We start from the raw sequence: 22,319 nt of genomic DNA, 5'->3' as shown, positions 1-22,319 counted from the left end.
CGGGCGGCCTAGCGAAATCCGGGGCAATCCGGGAAATCCGGCGGCCACTCACTCCCGGACGCGCACGTACTCCACGGCCCTGGCCATCGTGGCCTCGTCGGCCTTGGCGAGCGAACCCGAGTCGAACGGCGGCTGCGGGTCGTACTCGATGAGCAGCTGCGCGGCCTGCGCGGCCTCGCGGTCTACGAGCAATTCGACGAGCCGCAGGGCCATATCGATGCCGCTGGACACCCCCGCGGCGGTAATGATCCGCTGCGGCAGGTGCTCGACGACGCGTTCGGCCACGTAGCTGCCGCCCAGCCCGTTGAGCACGTCGGCCGCGCCCCAGTGGGTGGCCGCGGTCAGACCGTCGAGCAGGCCCGCGGCGGCCAGCAGCAACGCGCCCGTGCACACCGACGTCGTGAACGTGGTGTTCGGGTGCACTGCCTGCAGCCAGTCGCACACCGACTCGTCGTGGATTGGCGGGTGCCCACGCCACCGGGGAACACGACCACATCGGGCGCCGCGACCTCGTCGAAGGTCGCGTCACAGGCGAAGCCCAGCATCCCGTTCTCCGTCCGCACCTCACCGCGGCGGTGCCCGACGAACACGATGTCGATCGACGGGACGCGCTGCAGCACCTCGTAGGGCCCCACCGCGTCGAGCGCGGTGAACCGGGGAAACAACGGGATTGCAACTTGCGTCATGCCTGCCTCCGGATGGTCGCCGCTTCGGTGTCAGTCTCCGCCGGCGCCGCCGGCCGCCGCAGCCCGGCGGGCCGCAACCACTGCGGAAGCCAGCCGGGCGGCGCGTCGGGGGCCCGGTCGAACGGCCCGCCGGCCGGGTCGTCCAGACACCCGCGCATGCGCACCAGATCCTCCTCGGGCCGGTAGATCTGCCACACCACCAGCGCGCACAATCCGACGACGGCCACGTCGCGCAGCAGCACCGTCGTGGTGAAGACCTGCTGCGGCAGCGTACGGTTCGGCTCGGAATACAGGTAGTACATTCGCGGCACCCAGACCAGCGCGTCGATCGTCATCCAGGCCAGCAGGATCCGGCGGTGCGGCAACGCCAACACGGCCAGCGGCACCAGCCACAGCGAGAACTGCGGGCTCCACACCTTGTTGGTCAGCAGGAACACCGCCACGACCAAGAACGCCAGCTGCGCCACCCGCGGCCGCCGCGGCGCGGTCAGCACGACGTAAGCGATTGCCGCGCAACACGTTGCGAACGACACCGCGACGACGATGTTGAGCACCGTGGGCGGCTCCCAGAAACCGAGGTGGGGATCGAAACCGCGCCAACCGGTGAACGACTTCACCACGGAGTACAGCGAGTCCATATCGTCGCCGCGGCGGGTGTTGAGCCGGAAGAACTCCGACCAGCCCCGCGGGAACAGCACCAGCACCGGCAGATTCACCAGCAGCCACGTCGCCGCGGCCGTCGCGGCGGTGCGGGACCACGCGCCGAGGCGCCCGGTCCGGATGCCCAGCACCAGCATCGGGCCCAGGAACAGCAGCGGATACAGCTTGGCCGCGGCGCCCAGCCCGATCAGCACGCCGGCGAGCACCGGCCGTCGCCGCGCCCACGCCAGCAGCCCGGACATCGCCAAACCCGTGGCCAGGGCGTCGAAGTTGGTGAAGATCTGGAAGATCACCAGCGGCGAGGCGGCCACCAGGGCCGCGTCCCAGATCCGCCGCCCGGCCAGGCCCGCGGTCGCCCACACCGTCGCCAGCCAGGCCAGCGCCAGGCCGAACGCCGCGACGTCGAAGAACATCACCACCTCGGCCACCACCGGCAGCGGTCCCAGCTTGCTCAGCGCGGTGTAGGTCTTGGCCAGCGCCATCGACCCGTACTGGTAGAGCCCGGTCAGCACCGGATACTCCATGTAGCGCACCGCGGGGCGACCGTCGTACTGCAGCTGCGACGCACCGTCGGCGTCGGTTTCGACCCAGCTTGACTTGTAGGGAAACTTGCCCTGGCTCAACAACTCCGCGCCGTAGAGGGGCACCGTGTCGGAGTAGCACAGCTCGTAGTAGGCGCGCTGGTTGTCCCAGTTGGCCACCCGCTGGTCCCCCGGCCCGGTGCCGTGGCTCTGCAGGCACGCCGCCTTCGTCGAATAGCCGAGCGCCAGGAAAACCAGCGCGATCACGAACATCACCCGCAGCGGGGTCATCACCCGGGTGCGCCCGATCAGTGCGTGCCGGCCGACAGGTCCCCCGACCATGTCGGCGAAGGCGGCGCCCAGAAAGTCGGTGCGGCTGGGGCAGTCGCGGGTGTCCAGGCTGCGCCGGTCGGTGGCCAGCCGTCCCGGCGAGATGGCGGCGCTCTGCTCGGCGGCGCCGGTCACGGCGGCGGCGGTGGGGGGGCTTGCGGGCCGCCCGGTGCGGCCCCGGTGTCCGACGGCGGCGGCACTATCGGGACCGTCGTGGGCGGGCCGACCGGAATGGTGATCCCCGGCGCGATCTCCACTGTGGGCTGGATGACCGTCTCCGACGGCGGGGGCGCCTGCGGAGGCGGCGGTGGTGGTGGGGCGGGCACTCCCGCGTAGCCGCCGATCGCGGTCGGCTTGGGGAACGATTGGTTGGGCGTGCCCTTCAGCGCGCCGTCCATGGTCGCCTTCCAGATGTCCGACGGCAGCCCCGACCCGTACACCGGCGCGCCCGAGGCGGTCACCAGCGGCTGGTCACCTTTCACGGTGCCCACCCAGACCGCCGTCGACAGCGACGGCGTGTAGCCGACCATCCATGCGTCCTTGTCGGCCTTGGTGTCGCCCAGCTGCGTGGTGCCCGTCTTGGCCGCCGACGGCCGCCCGCCCGCCAGGTTGTGCCCGCGCGAGTAGCCCGCGATCGGTTCCATCGCGGCGGTGACGTTGTCGGCGACGGCCTTGTCGATCCGCTTCTCGCCGCTGTTGTCGGAGTTGGCGGCGTCGAAGAGGACCTGGCCCTCGGCGTTGACGACCTTCTGCACGAAGTGCGGCCGGTGGTAGACGCCCGAGTCGGCCAGCGTCGCGTAGGCCGACGCCATGTCGATCGGCCGGGTTTCGTATTGGCCCAGCACGATCCCGTTGTTGGGCGGCCCGCCCTTGCCGTCCTCGGACAGCGTGTGTTCGACGCCGGGGAAACTCTTCGCGACGCCGGCCTGGTGGGCGGCGTCGGCGACGGCCTGCGGCCCGCCCTTGAGTTTGAGCATCAGCCGGTAATAAGAGGTGTTCAGCGACTGCTTGAGCGCCTGGGCGATGTTGCAGGTCCCGCAGCTCTCGCCGTCGACGTTGGTGATCTTGATGCCGTCGACCGTCAGTGGGGAGCTGTCCACCTGGTAGCCCAGCCCGATGCCCTGTTCCAGCGCGGCGATCAGGCAGAACACCTTGAACGACGAGCCCGTCTGCAGCCCGGCCTGGGCGAAGTCGAAGCCGTTGGCGTCGGGACCGCCGTAATAGGCGCGGATCGCGCCGTCGTGCGGGTCGATCGACACCACGGCGGCGCGCATGTCGGGGTCCTGCCCGTGGAGGTACTTGGCCACCGCCTTCTCCGCGGCCTGCTGGGCCTTCGGTTCGATCGTGGTGGTGACCTGCAGCCCCTGGGTGTTCAGGGTCTGCTCGTCGATGTTGAACAACTCCATCAGCTCTTTGGTCACCTGGCGCTCGATCAGCCCGTCGGGGCCGCTCGTCTGGTTCTCCGCACGGGCCTGATCGGGCGGCACGGTCTCCGGGAACACCTGGGCGGCGCGGTCACCCGGGGACAGCGCCTTGGTCTCGACCATGCCGTCGAGCACCCAGTTCCACCGGGCCTTCGCCCCCTTGGGGTCGACGGCGGGGTCCAGCGTCGACGGCCGCCGGATCAGCGCGGCCAGCAGCGCCCCTTCCGAGACGGTCAACTGCTCGACGGGCTTGTCGAAATACGCCTTGGCGGCCGCCGAGATGCCGTAGGCACCCCGGCCGAAGTAGATGATGTTCAGGTAGGCCTGCAGGACGTCGTCCTTGGACCACTCCCCCGACATCTTGGTGGCGATGACCAGTTCCTTGGCCTTGCGCATCAGGCCACTGAACCCGTGTTGCGCCGAACCGACCAGCGCGTTCTTGACGTACTGCTGGGTGATCGTCGACCCGCCCTGCAGGCCGCCGTTGCCGAACAGGTCGTGGTTGATCGCCCGGGCGAACGCGGTGAAGTCGAACCCGGGGTTGGAGTAGAAGTTGCGGTCCTCGGCGGCGATCACCGCCTGACGCACGTGCACCGGCACCTGCTTGAGGTTGACATCGACCCGGTTGCCTTCCGGCGGAACGATTCTGGCGATCTCCGAGCCGTCGCTGGCCAGAATGGTCGAGACCTGGTTGGTGCGGATGTCGCCCGGCTTGGGGATGTCGACGATGACGTACGCCATGGCGAAGGTCACGAGCGGCAACAGCACCAGCACCGCCGCCGCGAGGTAGGACGCCCGTCGCACCCACCGCCAATTGACCCGCTCCACCCAGCTCGAGCCGGGAGCCGGTGAACGCCCAGGGGTTCCGCCCGGGCCGCCGCGACGGGGCGGGGGCGGGGGCCCCGACACCGACTGTCGCCCGGAAAAAGGCCGGTCCTGCCGGCCGTCGAGGGCGGCCTTGACCTCCGCGAGCTGATCCCGCTCGGCCTGCAGCGACGTCGAGGGCGGGTTGTCCAACGCGGCCTTGACCTCGTCGATGGGGTCCGCTCGCCGCGGGGAGCGATCGTCGGTGACGGGCGGCAGGATCGCCGTCAGCCGGTCGTCGGGCGGAACCGGACGCCGGCCGGGCCCCGGGCGGCCGGGCCCGCCGGTGTTCGCATGCTTGCCGAAACGCTCAGTCTCCGACCCGTCCCAGCCGGTGGACGACTGCTCGTGGCGGCCTTCGTCATTCAATGGCGGTGCGGGCGCCGTTGCGTGCCCTGCGCGTTCCGCGGGTGCCCTTCGGTGGCCGCGTCGCGCCGAGCACGTACGACTTGACTAGGTGGTTCCAGCTGCAGGTGCGGCATACCTCCACCACGTGGACCTTGAACTCCTCGAAGCGGGTCGCCAGCAAGACCAGCTCCTCGGCCGTGCGGGCCGACCCCGACACCGCGCCCAGGTGCTCGCCGAACACCCACGACACCAGGGTGAGCTGCTCCTTGCGGCAGATCGGGCACATCACCTGGCTCGGTTTCCCGTGAAACTTCGCGGCGCGCAACAAGTACGGGTTCGCGTCACAGACCTCGGACACTCCGGTGCGACCCGAATAGACCTCGGCCAGCAGGGAGCGCCGCCGAAGCGCGTAGTCCACTACCTGTCGCTGCAGTCGCACGCCCACCAGAGTACGTCGCCATCCGCCCCACTGATACGCGGCAAGCTGATGCCCGGCGCGTTCGCCGGCCCGAGCCCGGCCCGGCTACCGCCGATTACGGTGGCGACTCCGCTGGACTTCACGAAAGATCCCGGCGCCAAGCCCGACGGGGTCGCGGCCGTGGTGCTGATCCTGCGGGGCGCCCCGGAAACCCTCGGCATCAAACCGTCCGACGTCAAGAGCACGTATCTGATCGTCGAGCCCGCCGACGACCCCACCGCGCCCGGGGCGGTGTCGCTGTCGGTGTACGTCATCGAGCGATTACGGCGGCGGTTACATCACCTTCACAGGACACGGGACCGTCAAGCGGGTGAACTACCCGTCGTCGTGACGACGGGCTGCGGGCCAACCCCGCCCACGCCGTTAACACCGGTCAAATGCCACCCCAATCGCAGGTGGTGGCGGGGCGAATGGGCGGTGTTGTGGCGAATATATCGACGCGATAGGATGACCCGAGGCGTCGGGCCGTCGTAACCGGACATGCAAAGGAGGTGGGTCGATGCTGGAGCTTGCCATCCTGGGGCTTCTCATCGAGTCGCCGATGCATGGCTACGAACTGCGTAAGCGGCTGACCGGCTTGCTCGGCGCATTCCGGGCGTTCTCGTACGGTTCGCTCTACCCGGCGTTGCGGCGCATGCAAGCCGACGGGTTGATCGCCGAGGACGCCGCCCCGACCGGCACTCCGGTGCGGCGGGCTCGCCGGGTCTACCGACTGACCGACGAGGGTCGCCGGCGCTTCAGCGAGCTGGTGGCTGACACAGGCCCGCACAACTACACCGACGACGGCTTCGGGGTACACCTGGCGTTCTTCAACCGCACTCCGGCCGAGGCCCGGATGCGGATCCTGGAGGGCCGCCGCCGTCAGGTGGAGGAACGCCGCGAAGGCCTGCGCGAAGCCGTGGCACGGGCCAGCAGCTCGTTCGACCGTTACACCCGGCAGTTGCACCAGCTCGGACTCGAGTCCAGCGAACGTGAAGTCAAATGGCTCAACGAGCTCATCGCCGCGGAGCGGGCCGCGCCTGGCCTGTCCGAACAAACGTAATCCCTGCACGAAACACACGACAGCCGAGACACCGAGGCTCAAACAGTTATGAGGTTAGGAGAACGCTCTATGACCGAGCACAACCCGTCAGGGGCGCTGACGGAGGTACGAGTCGCCATCGTCGGCGTCGGGAACTGCGCGTCCTCGCTGGTCCAGGGCGTCGAGTACTACCAGAACGCCGACGAGTCGTCGTCGGTGCCCGGCCTCATGCACGTCCGGTTCGGCCCGTACCACGTGCGCGACGTGAAGTTCGTGGCCGCGTTCGACGTGGACGCGAAGAAGGTCGGCTTCGACCTCTCGGACGCGATCTTCGCCTCGGAGAACAACACGATCAAGATCGCCGACGTGGCCCCCACCAACGTGGTGGTGCAGCGCGGCCCCACCCTCGACGGCATCGGCAAGTACTACGCCGACACCATCGAACTCTCGGACGTCGAGCCCGTCGACGTCGTGCAGGTGCTCAAGGACGCCAAGGTCGACGTCCTGGTGTCCTACCTGCCGGTGGGCTCGGAGGAGGCCGACAAGTTCTACGCCCAGTGCTGCATCGACGCCGGCGTGGCGTTCGTCAACGCGCTGCCGGTGTTCATCGCCTCCGACCCGGTGTGGGCCAAGAAGTTCGCCGACGCGGGGGTCCCGATCGTCGGTGACGACATCAAGAGCCAGGTCGGCGCCACCATCACCCACCGGGTCATGGCCAAGCTGTTCGAGGACCGCGGTGTGCAGCTGGACCGCACCATGCAGCTCAACGTGGGCGGCAACATGGACTTCCTCAACATGCTCGAGCGCGAGCGCCTGGAGTCCAAGAAAATCTCCAAGACCCAGGCCGTGACCTCCAACCTGCACCGCGAGTTCAACACCAAGGACGTTCACATCGGCCCGTCGGACCACGTCGGCTGGCTGGACGACCGCAAGTGGGCCTATGTGCGGCTGGAGGGTCGCGCCTTCGGCGACGTGCCGCTGAACCTCGAGTACAAGCTCGAGGTGTGGGACTCGCCGAACTCCGCGGGCGTCATCATCGACGCGGTGCGCGCGGCCAAGATCGCCAAGGACCGCGGCATCGGCGGCCCGGTGGTCCCGGCGTCGGCCTACCTGATGAAGAGCCCGCCGCAGCAGCTGCCCGACGACATCGCGCGCACCCAGCTCGAAGAGTTCATCATCGGGGCGTGAGCACCGCGCTTCGGCGCACCGAGCATCAGGTGGCTTTCCCGAAGCGATAGCGCATGCGATAGCACGCCGGCGTCCGGCGGCGCGAGAGCCAATTCGTCGACACGGCGCTGGGCGGTTGCTTAGCATCATCTCTCGATGAACGTTCAGCCCGCCGCGTTCCTGCGCACGACCCTGCCCCTGGACCTGTCTCGCCTCGCAGAGCTGGACAACGGCCGCTACCACTCGATCTGGCTGCCCGATCACCTGGTCAGCTTCTGGCCCGACTCCCTGTGGACCCCCGAGTTCACCGACCTCGCCGCCGCCTCCCCGTCGCCGCACCGCCACCTCGACGGGCTGGTGGTCGCGGCGGCGGCCGCGGTGCTGACCGACAACGTTCCCGTCGTCAGCGCCGTCGTCGACACGGTCCGGCGCCACCCGTGCATGCTCGCGCAGACGGCGCTGACCATCGACCACCTCGCCAAGGGGCGCTTCGTCCTCGGCCTGGGCAGCGGCGAGAGCGAGAACACGGTGCCCTACGGCTTCGACTTCGCCCGGCCGGTCGCCCGTTTCGAGGAGGCGCTGAACGTCATCCGGCTGCTGTGGGAGAGCGACGGCCCGATCGACTTCGACGGGCGGTTCTACACGCTGCGTCAAGCCCGGTTGGACATCGAACCCTACGACGGGCGGTTCCCCCCGATCTGGATCGGCGCCAGCGGCCCGCGGATGCTCGACATCGCCGGCCGCCACGCCGACGGGTGGTGGCCGGCAGGCGCCTGGACGCCGGAGCACTACGCCGAAATGCTCTCGGCGGTAAGGGCTTCCGCCGAACACGCGGGCCGTGACCCGATGGCGATCACGCCGTGCTTCATCCAGGTGTGCCTGATCGGCGCGGACGACGACGCGCTCGCCGAGATCCTGCGGGCGCCGCTGGTGCGGGCGTTCCTGCTGCAGGTCTCCGCGGAGACGTTGCGCGGCTTCGGGTTCGAGCACCCGATGGGTGAGGGCTGGCGCGGGTTCCAGGACATCGACCCCGCGACGCTGCCCCGTGAGCGGATCGTGGAGTTCCTGGACAAGGTGCAACCCGAGATGGTCCTGGCCGTCGTGCCGCACGGTACCCCGGGGCGGGTCGCCGAGATCGTCAAGACGTACGTGGACGCGGGCCTGCGGGTGCCCAAAATCCTCGACTACGGCGCCATGGCCGGCCTGAAGTACGCCGAGGCCTCGGCGGCCAACGTCCGGGCGACCGAGGACGAACTGCTGCGGCTGTGCGGGGCCGTCTCGTGAGCCTCGACGCCGCGGCGCTGCTGGAGGCCGCGCAGGCCGAGACCGGGTTGCGCGACTACGCCGACCCGACGCTGCCGCACCGCTTCGCCGTCGCCGTCGACCACCTCAACGCGCTCGGCCTGGACGCCGACGGTGCGCGCGAGGCCGCCCGGGTGTGCCATTGGCTGCTGACCTCGCGGCTGGAGTTCGTCGGGGACCGCAACCGCTATCCCGTCGGCGACGAGGTGATCGAGGCGCCGATGTTCGTCACCGGCGAACCCCGGTCGGGCACCACGCTCATGCACGCGCTGATGTCCGTCGACCCGGACGCGCGGGCGCTGCGCTTCTGGGAGGTGATGTACCCGTCGCCGCCGCCGGGACTGGCCGGCCCGGACGACCCCCGCCGCGCCCGCGCCGACGCCGACTGGCGCGAGATCAACGCCAAGCTGCCCAAGTGGCTGCACAGCCACCCCTACAACGACATGCTCGGCGACGGCCTGCCAGAGGACGAACGCACCTGGGCCTTCGACTTCCGGGTGATGACGCCGACCGCGTGGTGGCGGGTCCCGATGCAGTCGCTGGTGGCCGGGCTGCCCACCGACGCGGCCGCACAATACCGGCTACACAAGGCCATGCTGCAGCAACTGCAGTACCGGCGCCCCCGAAAACGCTGGGTTCTCAAGGGTTTTCACGGATTCCGGCTCGCGGAGCTGTTCGACACCTACCCCGACGCCCGGATCGTGTGGCTGCACCGCGACCCGGTCCAGGTCGCCGCGTCGCGCACCATGATGATGGCCGACATCGCCGAAGGCATGGTCGGCCCGATCGACCTGCACGCCGCGGCCAAGATGCACCTGGAGCTGACCCGGGCCGGCATCGCCAACACGATGGCCAATCCGCTGGTCGACGACCCGCGCATCCTGCACGCCCGCTACACCGACTTCGTCGCCCATCCGGTTGAAACGGTGCGGCGCTACTACACGTTCTGCGGCCGCGACCTGGCGGCCGGGCCCGAGGCGGCGATGCGGGACTATCTCGTAGCCAACCGCGGCGACCGCCACGGCAAGTTCACCTACTCGACGCGCCTGTTGACCGACATCGGCGAGGACCTCGACGCCCTGCACGCCGAGTTTCGGGCCTTCCGCGAACGCTTCGGCGTCGCGATCGAGAACCGGGCCTGACCCGTGCCGGCCCACGAGCGCCTGTCGGTGCACAGCGTCACCTTCTACGGCACCCCTCTGGCCGAGCTGGAGTCGCACTGGCGGACGCTCGGGGTGTCGCGGCTGAGCGTCCTGGACGACCAGCTGCTCGATCCGTTGTTCCCAACCCTGCTGCAGCGCAACGGCTACACGGTCGAGGCGGTCTGCCACGTCTTCGCGGGCGGCAGCCTGGCCGCCGACCCGCGGGCCGCGCAGGACGCGCTGTGCGCCGTGATCGACGCCGCCGCGGGCGTGGGGGCCCGCACCGTCTACCTGCTCACCGGGGGCCGCGGCGGGCTCAGCTGGACCCAAGCGGCCCGACGCTTTTCGGACATGGTCGCGCCCTGCGTCGCACGGGCGCGGGCGGCCGGGGTGGCGCTGGCGATCGAGAACGCCTCCAGCCTGTACGCCGACATCCACCTCGTCCACACGCTGCGCGACACCGTTACCCTGGCCGAGATGGCCGGGCTGGGCATCTGCATCGACGTGTTCCACTGCTGGGCGGAAGGCGATTTCGAGGCGATGGTGCGGCGGGCGCTGCCGCGCGCCGCGCTCGTCCAACTCAGCGACTACGTGCTCGGCGACCGGTCGCTGCCGGCCCGCGCCGTCCCCGGCGACGGCACGATCCCCCTCGAGGCGTTCCTCACCGACGTTCTGGCCGCCGGTTATCGGCACGGCTTCGACCTGGAACTCATCGGCCCGCGCATCGAGGCCGAGGGCCGGCTCGGATCCGCCTGGCGCGCATGCGATGTCGTCGGCGCGATGCTCGACAGACTGGGGGCATGACAATGGCCTACGGTGACGGCCCCGACGACGCGGCGCTGCGGGCGGCGTGGACCGAATTCTGCGCCGCGCTGCAGCGCGCCGGCGAACGGGTCTTCAAAGACGCCAACCCCGCCTCGGGGGTGCAGCGTGCCGACGCGTTCCGCTTCCTCACCCAGAACCTGGGCCAGGCCTTCGACCTGGCGCTGGAGACCCGCGACACCCGTTACCCGGTGCTGCACACGTTCTGCGGCCCGACCCGCAAGCTCGGCGGCGACTGCGCCGACTTCACCTACCAGCAAGCCTGGATCGACGGCGAATCGACCTACCTGCTCACCGGCACCCGCGGCACGTCGCGGTTCTTCAACGTCACCGTCCAGGGACCCCGCACGCCCGGGCCGGGCGTGCTGCACGAGCCCTTCGGCGACACACCGGAAGCCAACCTGCTCGGCCATCGGCTCCACGTCGAGGACGACGGGACGTTCGAGCTCTACATCGGCGGGCCGCAACGCGGCCCGAACTGGCTGCCCACCACGCCGGGATCGCGAAAACTGTTCATCCGACAGGGCTTCGACCGGTGGGACGAGGTGCCGGCGCGGATGCGCATCGAGCGCGTCGACATGACCTGCCCCAAGCCGCTGCCCACGCCCGCGGGCATGGCCGAGGCGATGGGCTGGGCCGGTGACTTCGTCACCGGCCTGATGTCCGACTGGCCCGAGTTCCCCTTCACCCACGGCGGCGTCGACGCCGGGCATCCCAACGCCTTCCCCCGCGTCGGGGCCACCGAGGCCGACGGCAGGCGCGGCCGGGCCGCGACCAACATGTACTGGGAGCTCGCCCCCGACGAGGCGCTGATCGTCGAGTTCGACGCCCACGACGGGCTGTGGATGTTCACCAACATGGGCGTTTTCTTCAACAGCATGGACTACCTGTACCGCCCGGTCAGCTACACGCCGAGCCGCACCACCGTCGACCGCGACGGGCGCATCCGCCTCGTGCTGGCCCACCGCGATCCCGGCGTGCACAACTGGCTGGACACCCAGGGCTTCGAGCGCGGCAACCTGACCTACCGGCACATGCTCGAGGGCGAGCCTGTCGTGCTCAGTACCCGCGTGGTCGAGTACGACGAGCTGGGCGACGCTCTGCCCCCAGACGCTGCCATGGTGACTCCGGCGGAACGCATCGCCGCGATGTGGGAACGGTTCCACGGTGTTCGCCGTCGTTACCTACTCTAGGGCGGCGGCGTCGGGGTCGGGCGTGCTCGTGGCGGCGTGGCGGTGAATTCCAGCCGGTCGCGACGATCGCAGGATTGAACGAGAAGACGAAACACGTTGCTCTTCAACGGAAACGCAAATGTGGAGATGGCCGGTCTGTGATCGGGTCAGGCGGCGATACTGCACCGCCGAATGCACTGTTGACGCCCGGGTCCTCGGGATCGGGCAATAGCAAATCATGCGGTAGCAAGACGCCGTGCCGCAGGTGATCATCACCGAACAGGGCCGAGGTGCCTCACCTAAAAGTGAGCGCGAAGCGGTCGCTGGTGCCTCACACATAGTGAGCGCGTGGAGGGCTTGCACTACTTCGCCTTGGCCAATCGGTTGATTGACGGTTGTAATGCTTGCAGGTCGATGTGGCGGGCGCCGGCTAGGACGGTGCTGTTTTAGTCGCTGACTTTCGGCGTGGCTGAGCGGGTTTCGCATGGATGGGCGGCGAGGATCAGATGCGTGGCTTTGGGACGGGAAAATCGGCAGGGCCGGTTCGATGACGTGATGCTGCTTGTCGGCGATCAGCTGCCGGCGGGCAGCATCTATCGGCTGCTGGCCGACCACGGCGGTGCACTGTTCGACGACGATTATTTCGCTGATGTGTTCAAGCGTTCGGCGTTGGGTCGGCCAACGGTGCCGGCGCGGGTGATGGCCGCGGTGATGCTGCTGCAGGCCTACGAGGGGCTTTCGGATCGGGAGGCCTGCGACCGGCTGGCCTTTGACCTGCGCTGGAAAGCGGCCGCCGGGTTGACCGTGGATGCGGAGGCGTTTCATCCCACGGTGCTGGTCGGGATGCGCAACCGGCTACGCGCATCGGATCGGCCACGGCGGTTGTTCGAGGACGTCAACACCACGGCGCGGGCGGCGGGGTTGTTGCGGGGACGGCGCCGGGTGCTCGATTCCACTCCGCTGTTGGATGCGGTGGCCACCCAGGACACGGTGATCCAGCTGCGGGCCGCGATCCGCAAACTACTGGCGGTGGCCGATCGGGCCGATCCGGAGGTGGCCGGTGCGGTGCGCACCGTGCTGACCCGCGACGATGACTACGCCAGCCTGGGAAAACCACCGTGTGACTGGGACGATCCCACGGCGCGTGAAGCCTTGGTCGATGCGCTGGTGCGCGACGCCAAGGCAGCACTGGAGGCCTGCGATGGCCGCCAGCTTGACGGGGCACTCGGTGAGGCGGTCGAGTTGCTGGCGCTGGTGGCCGGCCAGGACGTCGAGGCCGGCGACGACGGGGTGTTTCGCATCGCGAGGCGGGTGGCCCGGGATCGGCTGATCTCCACCGTTGATACCGAGGCCCGCCATGGGCATAAGTCGCGGGCGCGGACCTTCGATGGCTACAAGTCCCATTTGGGTATCGATCCCGATGACGAGCTGATCACCGCGGTGGCCGTCACCGCGGCCAACGCCGCCGACCGTGAGGTCATCGACGAGCTGCTGGGCAACCCGGTCACCGACACCACGAGTGCTGCACCCGATTCCGCCGCCACCGATGCCGCCACCGATGCCGATGCCGATGCCGATGAAACGATCACCGATCACGGTGAGCATGTGCGAAACGAGTCGGAGCCCAATGTCTTTGAGGTGTATGGCGATTCGGCTTACGCTGATGGGGCCACCCTCGATGAGCAGACCCAACGTGGCCATGACATGCGCGCCAAAGTGCCCCCGGTGCGCAACGCCAACGGCTATTCCAAAGACCAGTTCGGTATCGACCTGACTGCGGGCACCGTCACCTGCCCGGCCGAGCACACTGTGGCCATCAGCACCGGGCGGCGTCAGCAGGTCGCTCGCTTCGGGGCATTGTGTGGGTCGTGTCCGCTGCGGGCGCAATGCACCAAAGCCCGCCGTGGACGGGTGATCACCATCCATGCCCATGAGGCCGCCCTACAGCTGGCCAAGGCCCGCCAACGCGACCCGGCCTGGCAGACCGATTACCGAACGTATCGGCCGGTTGTGGAACGCAAGATCAGTCACTTCACCCGGCGCCCCTGGGGTGGTCGCAAGGCTCGCTGCCGCGGACAACAACGCATCCTGACCGACATCCTCGCCCGAGCCGGCGCGATCAACCTCGCCCGATTGGCCAGCCTGGGCCTGCATTCAGCGGCCGGGGGCTGGGCCATCGCCTGATCGGGACCACCAGGCCACCAGGCCACCAGGCCACCTACGATCCCATTAATATCAGCCAGCGCAAGCCCCTCCCAGCCGTCGAGACCCCGATACCGCGAAATCCCCGCCCTGCTGGAGGTCACTACATCAGCGCCGTCCTAGGGCCTTGGTCTTGGTCTTGGCCAGGTCCAGCAGCTGCATTTGGATGGCGTTGATCTGCCGGGTCAGATCGGCCGGGTTGATGCCTTCGATCCGGGCAGCGACGTTCGCGAGTTGTTGGTTGTCAAGCACTCCCGATGCCTGCAGACGCTGCCACGGGGTGGCCGGCTTGTCGTAGATGCGCTTGCGGCGACCAGCTGCGGTGGTGGTGTAGCCGAGGGGCTTTTTGGTCGGGGTGAAGAAGTTCAGCGGCAGCGACACCAGCTTCCACAGCTGGTTGAGCAGCTGCAGCTCCACTGGGGTGTCGTAGCGCGAGTAGAACGCGTGTTTGCGCACCACGTGGTTGTTCTTGGACTCCACATGCGCCTGATCGTTCTTCTGGTACGGCCGCGAGCGGGTCTGGGTGACGTCGCGGTCCTGCAGCCACTGGGCGACCTCATGATTGATGAATTCACCACCGCAATCGCTGTCGAAAATCACCACGGGAAACGGGAACCGCTGCTCCAGCTCCTCGATGCCGGCGGTGATCCACTTGGAGGCGTTGTTGCGGATCGAGTAGTTCTCGGTCCAGCCGATCACCAGGTCGGTCATGGTCAGGGTGCGGGCGAACTCGCCGATCAAACTCGGGCCGCAGTGCGCCACGGTGTCGGCCTCGATCACCCCGGAGTCTCGGGCGCCTCATCAGAACAGGTACGGATAGTGATCGAATTCCGCAGCAGCGGTGACGGTTTGGTCGTCGAGATGCCCTTGATACGCATCGCATCCCGAGCTCGTTTGAGGTAGCGGTCGACGGTGGCCGCGCTCATCGCCTTCAGCTCGGCGACCGCCGCCTCGGTGGCGAACGGCTTGTCGAGGTCACCGGCGGTGGCCAGCAGCGGTAGCCATAGCTCGGCCATGACCACCAGGTACTTGCCGCACGGCATGCCCATCAAGGCCCACACGTGCTCTAGAAGCGCTCTGGCGTCGTCGCTGAAGCCCCGCGGGCGCAACCTACGCCCATCGCGACCTGCTCAGCCGGATCCGCCAGCCGCGGTCCGGTCAGCATCCGCCGGGCGGTCGAACGGCCCATCCCCCGTGGAAGCCACCAACCCGATCCAAGATCGCGGTCTTATCCGCCTTCGACGCCTTGCGGTACTGACCATGCAGTTTGTTGGTTACCTGCCGTCTCGCGGCCATATCGGTCTTGCCCTCCACACCGGGCAAGCCTCTCTGGTTACGCGCTCAAAATAGGTGAGGCACCGCCGTCGGCCACGCGCTCAAAGTAGGTGAGGCACGCCGAGGGCACCCGCGATGCCGTCAATTGCGAGTACCATCATTCCCGGCAGGCGCTCGCCTCAGCGAATTGTTTGCGAGGAATAGAGTCTTGATTGATGAGTAACGCCGCGGAGCGGGAGAAGCAGCTGGCGTTGGTATCGCGCCTGAAGGCGACCTATCCGGAGATTCCGGAATGGCCCACCCCGGACATGATCACCTCTGATCGTTACTGGGCGTACCTGAAGCCCAACCAGGATCAGGGCGGTCAGCTGAATGTGGCCGAGCCCTTCCTGGACAAGGAGGAAGAACAGTGGGAGCTGATGACCTACGTGCTCTGCGAGGTTCTCGGGTGGGGGGGCGTCTGGGTTTCGGAGGAACGGCGTCGAACCGCCGACGTCGATGTGGGTCTGCCGATCTATCTGGGCCTGCCCTATTACGCGCGCTGGCTGTGGTCGGTGGGCAAGATCCTGCTCGAGAAGGAGTACGTCACCTGGGGTGAGCTGACCGATCGTCTGGCCGAGGTGCAAGCCCGCTACGCCGGCGGTCTCAACGGGCGACTGCCGAAGGCCCAGCCCAAGTTCCAAGGCAACGGCCCGAAGGTCAAGCGCAACCGCAACCACATCGAAGCACTCGGCAAGGGCGACCCGGGGATGTATGCCGGCAAGGCCGGCAAGGCCGGGTTCAAGGTCGGTGACCGGGTGAGGGTGCGCGAGCTGCCGGCGATGTTCTACACCCGTACCCCGGAATATCTGCGCGGCGCCGAAGGGGTGATCGCCGAGGTCGCCTATGAGAGCCCGGCCCCGGAGGATGAGACCTGGGGTCGCGAAGACGTCAAGCCGGAGTGGTTCTACATCGTGCGGTTCAAGCAGGCCGACCTGTGGGATTCCTACTTCGGCCACGCGAACGACACTTTGCAGACCGAAATCCCGGAGCGCTGGCTGCACGCCGCCGGCTGACGCGGCGTCGTTTGCTGCTCGTGATTCCCGTTGTACCCGAAAGGAATACACCGAACTATGTCTGATCACGACCACGCGCGCACCGTCAAGCCGATGGTCGACGAGATTACCGACTTCGAGGTTCTCGAGATCGCCCTACGCGAACTGTGCATCGAGAAGGGCCTGTTCACCGCAGAGCAGCATCGCATCATGACCGAGTACGCCGAGCAGATTGGCCCCACCCCCGCGGCCCGACTGGTGGCCAAGGCCTGGTTGGACCCGGAGTTCAAGAAGCTGGCGCTGACCGACGCGATCACCGCCAGCAAGGAGATCGGCGTCGACTGGCTGGAGCCCACCGGCTTCGGCACGCCCAGCGACTTCTGCGCTTTCAAGATTCTCGAGGACACTCCCCAGCTGCACCACGTGATCGTGTGCTGCCTGTGCTCGTGCTACCCGCGGCCCATTCTCGGCAACTCGCCGGAGTGGTACCGCACCCCGAACTACCGACGTCGCATCGTCCGATGGCCACGACCGGTGCTCGCCGAGTTCGGCCTCGAGTTGCCCGTCGACGTCGAAGTCCGGGTCGAGGACTCCAACCAGAAGCACCGCTTCATGGTCATGCCGATGCGGCCGAAGGGCACCGAGGGGTGGACCGAAGACCAGTTGACAGAGATCATCACCCGCGACTGCCTGATCGGCGTCGCCTTGCCCAAGCCCGCCGTCACCACCAACGTGATCACCGCGACCCGTCCGGCCATTCGTCCGGTGGTTGAGTGACCGACCTGGGAGGCGAAGCCCATGAGTAGCGCAGAGGAATTCGTCGTGCTCGACGAGATCGTGGAGCGCAACCAGTCGTGGCCGGTCATGGCCGCCAAGTACGGTGTCGCGAACCCCTTGCCTCCGTGGAAGACCAGCCTGGACGGCCTGTGCGACGCCCTCGACCGCTTCTGCCGCGACGACGAGCTCGACTTCAGCGTCACAAAGCGCCGGGACGAGGAAGACGAGCTGTCGGCGAGCAGGTATGCCAACCTGCCTTACCCGGAGAGCCAACTGGTGGCACTGGCGCATTCGCTGATCGCGCGCGGCGTCATCGACGAAGGGGAGCTCAGACAGCGACTGGCCGGCATTCGGGCCAGACTGGAGGCCTGACGCGAAGCATGCGACGTCGAAACACCCGGGGCTTAGCTCGTAATGTCTGAGATCGTGAGCGAGATGTACGAGGACGAGCTGACCGGCCTGTCGGAGTTCTCCCTGCTGTCCGAGAACGCCGAGCAGGCCGGGGTGACCGGCCCGCCGCCCGAGGTGCAGCGGGTCGAGTCCGGCGCCGGCAACGACCGGATCAGCGCGCTGCGCTGGGGCGCCACTCCCCCACGGATCGTGTTCCTGCACGGCGGCGGGCAGAACGCGCACACCTGGGACACCGTGATCGTCGGGCTCGGCGAACCGGCGCTGGCCGTCGACCTGCCCGGCCACGGCCATTCCGCGTGGCGCGACGACGGCGACTACTCGCCCCACAACAACGCGGCCACCCTGCTGCCGATGCTGCGCGAGCACGCGCCGTCGGCCGAGCTCGTGGTCGGCATGTCGCTGGGCGGGCTGACCGCGGTGCGGGTGGCGGCGCTGGCGCCCGACCTCGTCAACGAGCTCGTCCTCATCGACGTCACCCCGTCGGCGCTGCAACGTCATTCCGAGATGACCAAGGAGCAGCAGGGCACGGTGGCCCTGATGCACGGCGAGCGGGAGTTCCCCAGTTTCCAGGCGATGCTGGATCTGACCGTCGCCGCCGCGCCGCACCGCGAGCCCAAGGCGCTGCGCCGCGGCGTGTTCCACAACTCGCGCCGGCTGGACAACGGCAACTGGACGTGGCGCTGGGACACCATCCGCGAATTCCCCGACTTCGCCGGCCTGTGGGAGGACGTCGACGCCCTGGCGGCGCCCGTGACGCTCATTCGCGGCGGGTCATCGGGCTTCGTCAGCGACGAGGATGCGGCCGAACTCGGCAGGCGCGCAAGGCATTTCCGCGGCGCGCACATCGTGGAGAACTCCGGGCACTCGGTGCAGAGCGACCAGCCGCGCGCGCTGATCGACCTGCTGCGCACGGTGCGGGGCGCCCGCTGAGCCTACGGTGGGGGGTATGACTCCCACCTTCCCCGTTCGCATCGGCGTGCAGTTGCAGCCCCAGCACGCCCCGCACTACGGCCAGATCCGTGACGCCGTACGCCGCTGCGAGGACATCGGTGTCGACGTCGCCTTCAACTGGGACCACTTCTTCCCCTTGTTCGGCGATCCCGACGGGGCGCACTTCGAATGCTGGACGATGCTGGGGGCCTGGGCCGAGCAGACCTCGCGCATCGGAATCGGTGCGCTGGTGACCTGCAACTCCTACCGCAACCCCGAACTGCTGGCCGACATGGCCCGCACCGTCGACCACATCAGCGGCGGCCGGCTCATCCTGGGCATCGGTTCCGGGTGGAAGCGCAAGGACTACGACGAGTACGGCTACGAGTTCGGCACGGTCGGCAGCCGTCTCGACGACCTGGCGGAAGCGCTGCCGCGGATCAAAGACCGGCTGGCCAAGCTGAATCCGCGGCCGACCCGCGACATCCCGATCCTGATCGGCGGCGGCGGCGAGCGCAAGACGTTGCGGCTCGTCGCCCAGCACGCCCAGATCTGGCACAGCTTCACCTCCGCCGACGATTTCGCGGCAAAGTCGGAAGTGCTTGCCCGGCACTGCGCCGACGTCGGGCGCGACCCGTCCGGGATCGAACGCTCGGCCGCGGTCGACAACGGCGGCGGCGGGCTCGTCGCCAACGCCGAAGCGCTGGTGGGGCGCGGTGTCACGCTGCTGACCGTCGGCTGCGACGGCCCGGACTACGACCTGGGCGCCGCCGCAGAGCTGTGCAAGTGGCGCGATAGCCGGGGATAACCGGCCGCCCTGCTGTTTGCCCCGGCTTCATCGGCCCAACATCTGGTAGCACGCGCCAAGTCATGAGAAACTTCACAGCGCCGGCTGGCCGACGGTCGCTGAAGAGTCGTTTTAAGAGACGCGAGAACAGATGCCGAAGAAATACGGGGTCAAGGACAAGGACCAGGTCGTCGCGCATATCCTGCATTTGCTGCTGACGGGTAAGCTGCGCAGCGGCGACCGCGTCGACCGCAACGAGATCGCCGTCGGCCTGGGGGTCAGTCGCGTTCCGATCCAGGAGGCGCTGGTACAGCTCGAACACGACGGCATCGTGTCGACCCGGTACCACCGCGGCGCGTTCGTGGAGCGGTTCGACGAGGCCACCGTGCTCGAGCATTACGAACTGGAGGGCCTGCTCAACGGCATCGCCTCGGCGCGCGCGGCCGCCAACCCCACGCCGCGGATCCTCGGTCAGCTCGACGCGCTGCTGCGCTCGCTGCGGGCCGCCAAGGATTCGCGGACGTTCTTCGCGGCGGCGGCGGAGTACCGGCGCACCGTCAACGACGAGTACGCGGGCCCGCGGTTGCACGCCATGATCCGCGCCTCGCAGGAACTGATCCCCCGCGCGTTCAAGGTGAGCTCCCAGAGCGGCCACGGCGACGTGCTGCCGTTCTACGAGGACGAGACGGCCGCGATACATCGGCGCGATCCCGAAGCCGCGCGCGCGGCGTGCGTGGGCCGCTCCTACGGGACGGCCCAGGAGATGCTGGCCGAGCTGTCCCGACGCAGGGTCTTCACCGCGCCCGACGACGTAGTCCCCGTCCCCGCCGAGACCGTGCCGGTGCTCGCCGGCTCGGACACGGTCCTCGGCGAGCCGTCGATCGCGCTCTGAGCGGTCCGCGGCGGGCCGCGCCACCGGCGGGTCGATACGGTGGCAGGGATGACTTCGTGGGTGTGCCGTCTCGTGGCGACGCTCCTGCTGGTGTGCGGCCTGTCCGGCGCGCTGGCGCCGCGGGCCGCCGCCGACCGCAACCAGTGCGCGCCGGCCGGCCTGGACAGCGCGACGGTGCTGCCGAAGGACCTGATCAACCGCGCCGCCACCGAGCGGGGCGACCGGTACACCACCGCCACCGTGGAACCGCTGAGCGCGGTGGACGTCGACGCACTGGGGCTCGGCATACCGGGTGTGCTGACCGTGGGCACGCTCTCGGATGCCCCGCCGAACGCGTGCATCAACCCCACCGGCGGCTTCAGCGGCTTCGACAATCAGTTGCTGATCGCCGTCGCCAAGAAGCTGGGCCTGCAAGTCCGCTTCGTCGGAACGGATTTCGCCGGTCTGCTCGCCCAGGTCGCGTCGCGCCGCTTCGACGTCGGCTCGGCGTCGATCAAGGCCACCGACGCGCGGCGGCGCACCGCCGCCTTCACCAACGGCTACGACTTCGGCTACTACTCGCCGGAACGTGTCAAGGTCGGTGAGACAGTTTCTTACGCGGATTTGATGAGTGCTTCCGGGGTTGGTTGGTTGATCCAGGCGACGGTGGGCAGCTTCGGTGGAGCGGGCCGTCGGTGCCGGAATCTAGCGGGGTTAGCGGCGTAGGCCGCATCGCGTGGCGGCACGTTGGGCCTGGATCTCGTTTGCGGTGCCGTAGTGCACCGATGCAACGGTGTGTAGGCCCACGCCGCTGTGGCGATGCTCATGGTTGTAGTAATCGAAGAATGTCGTGCAGAAGGCGCGGGCATCTTCGATCGAGCCGAACCGGCCCGGGAACGCCGGGCAGTACTTGAGGGTCTTGAAATTAGCCTCCGAGTAGGGATTGTCGTTGGACACGTGCGGGCGGCTGTGGCTGCGGTCCACCCCCAGGTCGATCAGCAACTGGGCGACCGGCTTGGAGGTCATCGAGGTGCCGCGATCAGCGTGCAAGGCCAACTGGCCGCGGGCGATGCCGTGACGGGCCATGGTGTCGGCGATAAATGCTTTGGCCAACTCACCGTCCTCAACTTCTGCGATGATCCAGCCGACGACGTAGCGCGAGAAGATGTCGATAATCACATAGAGTTGATAGAAGATACCCCGTTGTGGCCCTTGCAATTTCGTTATATCCCAGGACCAGACCCGGTTTGGTGCGTTAGCGATCAGCTCGGGTTTCTTGCGCGCCGGATGGGTGCGCTGGCGACGCCGCTCGCGGTTCTCCCCGGCAATGGCCAGTAGCCGGTACATGGTGCGAATCGAGCACAGGTAGACACCATCATCAAGCAGTCGCGCCCACACCTGCGCCGGCGCCAGATCGCAGTACTGCTCTGAGCGCAGCACCGTCAGAATCTGCTGGCGTTCGGCCTCGGTGAGCTTGTTCAGTGGCTCGGGCCGCACCCGCCGTGCCGGCCGTGGTGGTGGGTTGCGGTGGCGGTGGAGCGTGGCCCGCGATGCACCCAGCAATTCGCACGCCCGTTTGGTGCTGGTTGCGGCCTCCAGGTCGGGCAGGTGCTCGCCGATCACGGCTTGGACTTCGGCTCGAAATCCGCGCTCTCGGAGAGCATCTCCAAGAGCGCGTGTGCTTTTCCCGTGATCTCCAGCGCTAGCTTGGTCCGATCCAGCTCAGCCTGCAGTTGCGTGGTGCGCCGCCGCAGCTTGTCCAACTCGACCTGCTCAGCGCTGCGCTTCGGCTTGCCCTTCGCCGACAAACCCTCCCGAGCGCCGGCATCACGGGCCTTTCGCCATTCGGCGATATGCGAGCTGTACAGGCCTTCACGGCGCAGCAACGCACCACGCTCCGACGAGCCCACCGACAGCGCGTCGTACTCGTCGAGGATGCGGGCCTTGTACTCGGCGGTGAACGTGCGCCGCCGCGCCCGAGCACCTGGATCGGGCACGTTGTCCACTTGGTCATTATCACTGCACCCGTCCAGGGATGCGATCGTCATAGTCACGGAAAATGGTGATCCTGTCTCGCCCTGTAGCGATGATTGGC

Annotated in this window: 17 protein-coding genes and 5 pseudogenes; 15 read left to right on the top strand and 7 right to left on the bottom strand. The window is 68.1% G+C overall.

Annotated elements, in window-relative coordinates:
- Nucleotides 1-48 precede the first annotated feature (48 nt).
- From AB8998_RS00365 to AB8998_RS00350, 4 genes and pseudogenes are all read right to left on the bottom strand, one after another.
- Nucleotides 49-686, bottom strand: a pseudogene (locus AB8998_RS00365) (DJ-1/PfpI family protein).
- Nucleotides 683-2,332 (bottom strand): glycosyltransferase family 87 protein, encoded by a 1,650-nt coding sequence (locus AB8998_RS00360; RefSeq protein WP_369736294.1) that lies wholly within the window; start codon nucleotides 2,330-2,332, stop codon nucleotides 683-685. Before AB8998_RS00360 ends, AB8998_RS00365 begins: the two are co-directional and overlap by 4 nt.
- Nucleotides 2,329-4,854 carry a transglycosylase domain-containing protein gene (locus tag AB8998_RS00355; protein ID WP_369736293.1) on the bottom strand — a complete coding sequence of 842 codons (2,526 nt, stop codon included), beginning with the start codon at nucleotides 4,852-4,854 and terminating at the stop codon, nucleotides 2,329-2,331. Before AB8998_RS00355 ends, AB8998_RS00360 begins: the two co-directional genes overlap by 4 nt.
- Nucleotides 4,847-5,272, bottom strand: a complete 426-nt coding sequence (locus AB8998_RS00350; RefSeq protein WP_369736292.1) for a DUF5318 family protein — start codon at nucleotides 5,270-5,272, stop codon at nucleotides 4,847-4,849. Before AB8998_RS00350 ends, AB8998_RS00355 begins: the two co-directional genes overlap by 8 nt.
- Nucleotides 5,273-5,440: 168 nt before the next feature.
- Between AB8998_RS00350 and AB8998_RS00345 the strand changes: the two are divergent.
- The 8 genes and pseudogenes from AB8998_RS00345 to AB8998_RS00310 all read left to right on the top strand — a co-directional run.
- Nucleotides 5,441-5,642, top strand: a pseudogene (locus AB8998_RS00345) (hypothetical protein); the annotation flags it as partial.
- Nucleotides 5,643-5,810: 168 nt separating this feature from the next.
- Nucleotides 5,811-6,353, top strand: a complete 543-nt coding sequence (locus AB8998_RS00340; protein ID WP_369736291.1) for a PadR family transcriptional regulator — start codon at nucleotides 5,811-5,813, stop codon at nucleotides 6,351-6,353.
- 69 nt (nucleotides 6,354-6,422) lie between these two features.
- Nucleotides 6,423-7,520 (top strand): inositol-3-phosphate synthase, encoded by a 1,098-nt coding sequence (locus tag AB8998_RS00335; protein WP_369736290.1) that lies wholly within the window; start codon nucleotides 6,423-6,425, stop codon nucleotides 7,518-7,520.
- 135 nt (nucleotides 7,521-7,655) lie between these two features.
- The gene (locus AB8998_RS00330; protein ID WP_369736289.1) at nucleotides 7,656-8,783 is read left to right on the top strand and encodes an LLM class flavin-dependent oxidoreductase; all 1,128 of its coding nucleotides are present in this window, start codon (nucleotides 7,656-7,658) and stop codon (nucleotides 8,781-8,783) included.
- Nucleotides 8,780-9,943: a sulfotransferase family protein gene (locus AB8998_RS00325; protein ID WP_369736288.1), complete on the top strand. Its 1,164-nt coding sequence runs from the start codon at nucleotides 8,780-8,782 to the stop codon at nucleotides 9,941-9,943. Before AB8998_RS00330 ends, AB8998_RS00325 begins: the two co-directional genes overlap by 4 nt.
- Nucleotides 9,944-9,946: 3 nt before the next feature.
- Entirely contained in the window at nucleotides 9,947-10,747 is an 801-nt protein-coding gene (locus AB8998_RS00320; RefSeq protein ID WP_369736287.1) for a sugar phosphate isomerase/epimerase family protein, read from the top strand.
- Entirely contained in the window at nucleotides 10,744-11,958 is a 1,215-nt protein-coding gene (locus AB8998_RS00315; protein WP_369736286.1) for a DUF1214 domain-containing protein, read from the top strand. Before AB8998_RS00320 ends, AB8998_RS00315 begins: the two co-directional genes overlap by 4 nt.
- A gap of 489 nt (nucleotides 11,959-12,447) precedes the next feature.
- Nucleotides 12,448-14,121, top strand: coding sequence for a transposase (locus AB8998_RS00310; protein ID WP_369736284.1), 1,674 nt, complete (start codon nucleotides 12,448-12,450; stop codon nucleotides 14,119-14,121).
- 126 nt (nucleotides 14,122-14,247) lie between these two features.
- Here the strand turns inward: AB8998_RS00310 and AB8998_RS00305 are convergent, their stop codons facing one another.
- Both AB8998_RS00305 and AB8998_RS00300 read right to left on the bottom strand, forming a co-directional pair.
- Nucleotides 14,248-14,919 (bottom strand): integrase catalytic domain-containing protein, encoded by a 672-nt coding sequence (locus AB8998_RS00305; RefSeq protein ID WP_369736283.1) that lies wholly within the window; start codon nucleotides 14,917-14,919, stop codon nucleotides 14,248-14,250.
- 122 nt (nucleotides 14,920-15,041) lie between these two features.
- Nucleotides 15,042-15,328, bottom strand: a pseudogene (locus AB8998_RS00300) (integrase catalytic domain-containing protein); the annotation flags it as partial.
- A gap of 301 nt (nucleotides 15,329-15,629) precedes the next feature.
- Between AB8998_RS00300 and AB8998_RS00295 the strand changes: the two are divergent.
- The 7 genes and pseudogenes from AB8998_RS00295 to AB8998_RS00265 all read left to right on the top strand — a co-directional run.
- Nucleotides 15,630-16,469 (top strand): SH3-like domain-containing protein, encoded by an 840-nt coding sequence (locus tag AB8998_RS00295; protein ID WP_369736282.1) that lies wholly within the window; start codon nucleotides 15,630-15,632, stop codon nucleotides 16,467-16,469.
- Between the two features lie 57 nt (nucleotides 16,470-16,526).
- Nucleotides 16,527-17,225: a thiocyanate hydrolase subunit gamma gene (gene scnC / locus AB8998_RS00290; RefSeq protein WP_369736281.1), complete on the top strand. Its 699-nt coding sequence runs from the start codon at nucleotides 16,527-16,529 to the stop codon at nucleotides 17,223-17,225.
- Nucleotides 17,226-17,246: 21 nt separating this feature from the next.
- On the top strand, nucleotides 17,247-17,597 hold the full coding sequence (locus tag AB8998_RS00285) for a thiocyanate hydrolase (protein WP_369736279.1): 351 nt from the start codon (nucleotides 17,247-17,249) through the stop codon (nucleotides 17,595-17,597).
- A gap of 63 nt (nucleotides 17,598-17,660) precedes the next feature.
- Nucleotides 17,661-18,566 carry an alpha/beta fold hydrolase gene (locus AB8998_RS00280; protein ID WP_369741361.1) on the top strand — a complete coding sequence of 302 codons (906 nt, stop codon included), beginning with the start codon at nucleotides 17,661-17,663 and terminating at the stop codon, nucleotides 18,564-18,566.
- A gap of 16 nt (nucleotides 18,567-18,582) precedes the next feature.
- Nucleotides 18,583-19,374: an LLM class F420-dependent oxidoreductase gene (locus tag AB8998_RS00275; protein ID WP_369736278.1), complete on the top strand. Its 792-nt coding sequence runs from the start codon at nucleotides 18,583-18,585 to the stop codon at nucleotides 19,372-19,374.
- 130 nt (nucleotides 19,375-19,504) lie between these two features.
- Nucleotides 19,505-20,245, top strand: a complete 741-nt coding sequence (locus tag AB8998_RS00270; protein ID WP_369736277.1) for a GntR family transcriptional regulator — start codon at nucleotides 19,505-19,507, stop codon at nucleotides 20,243-20,245.
- Nucleotides 20,246-20,293: 48 nt separating this feature from the next.
- Nucleotides 20,294-20,893, top strand: a pseudogene (locus AB8998_RS00265) (transporter substrate-binding domain-containing protein); the annotation flags it as partial.
- Here the strand turns inward: AB8998_RS00265 and AB8998_RS00260 are convergent.
- Nucleotides 20,839-22,272, bottom strand: a pseudogene (locus AB8998_RS00260) (IS3 family transposase). The pseudogenes AB8998_RS00265 and AB8998_RS00260 sit on opposite strands and share 55 nt — an antisense overlap.
- Between the last annotated feature and the right edge of the window lie 47 nt (nucleotides 22,273-22,319).

The sequence above is a fragment of the Mycobacterium sp. HUMS_12744610 genome (assembly GCF_041206865.1).
Lineage (GTDB): Bacteria > Actinomycetota > Actinomycetes > Mycobacteriales > Mycobacteriaceae > Mycobacterium > Mycobacterium servetii.
Note: the sequence above shows the minus strand (reverse complement) of the source record. Positions and strands in the feature narration are given on the sequence as shown.

Bases quoted from the DNA above. Each gene is read 5' to 3' on its own strand.
- AB8998_RS00340 (WP_369736291.1), top strand. From the start codon at position 5,811: ATGCTGGAGCTTGCCATCCTGGGGCTTCTCATCGAGTCGCCGATGCAT.
- AB8998_RS00335 (WP_369736290.1), top strand. From the start codon at position 6,423: ATGACCGAGCACAACCCGTCAGGGGCGCTGACGGAGGTACGAGTCGCC.
- AB8998_RS00330 (WP_369736289.1), top strand. From the start codon at position 7,656: ATGAACGTTCAGCCCGCCGCGTTCCTGCGCACGACCCTGCCCCTGGAC.
- AB8998_RS00315 (WP_369736286.1), top strand. From the start codon at position 10,744: ATGACAATGGCCTACGGTGACGGCCCCGACGACGCGGCGCTGCGGGCG.
- AB8998_RS00295 (WP_369736282.1), top strand. From the start codon at position 15,630: ATGAGTAACGCCGCGGAGCGGGAGAAGCAGCTGGCGTTGGTATCGCGC.
- scnC (WP_369736281.1), top strand. From the start codon at position 16,527: ATGTCTGATCACGACCACGCGCGCACCGTCAAGCCGATGGTCGACGAG.
- AB8998_RS00285 (WP_369736279.1), top strand. From the start codon at position 17,247: ATGAGTAGCGCAGAGGAATTCGTCGTGCTCGACGAGATCGTGGAGCGC.
- AB8998_RS00280 (WP_369741361.1), top strand. From the start codon at position 17,661: ATGTACGAGGACGAGCTGACCGGCCTGTCGGAGTTCTCCCTGCTGTCC.
- AB8998_RS00275 (WP_369736278.1), top strand. From the start codon at position 18,583: ATGACTCCCACCTTCCCCGTTCGCATCGGCGTGCAGTTGCAGCCCCAG.
- AB8998_RS00270 (WP_369736277.1), top strand. From the start codon at position 19,505: ATGCCGAAGAAATACGGGGTCAAGGACAAGGACCAGGTCGTCGCGCAT.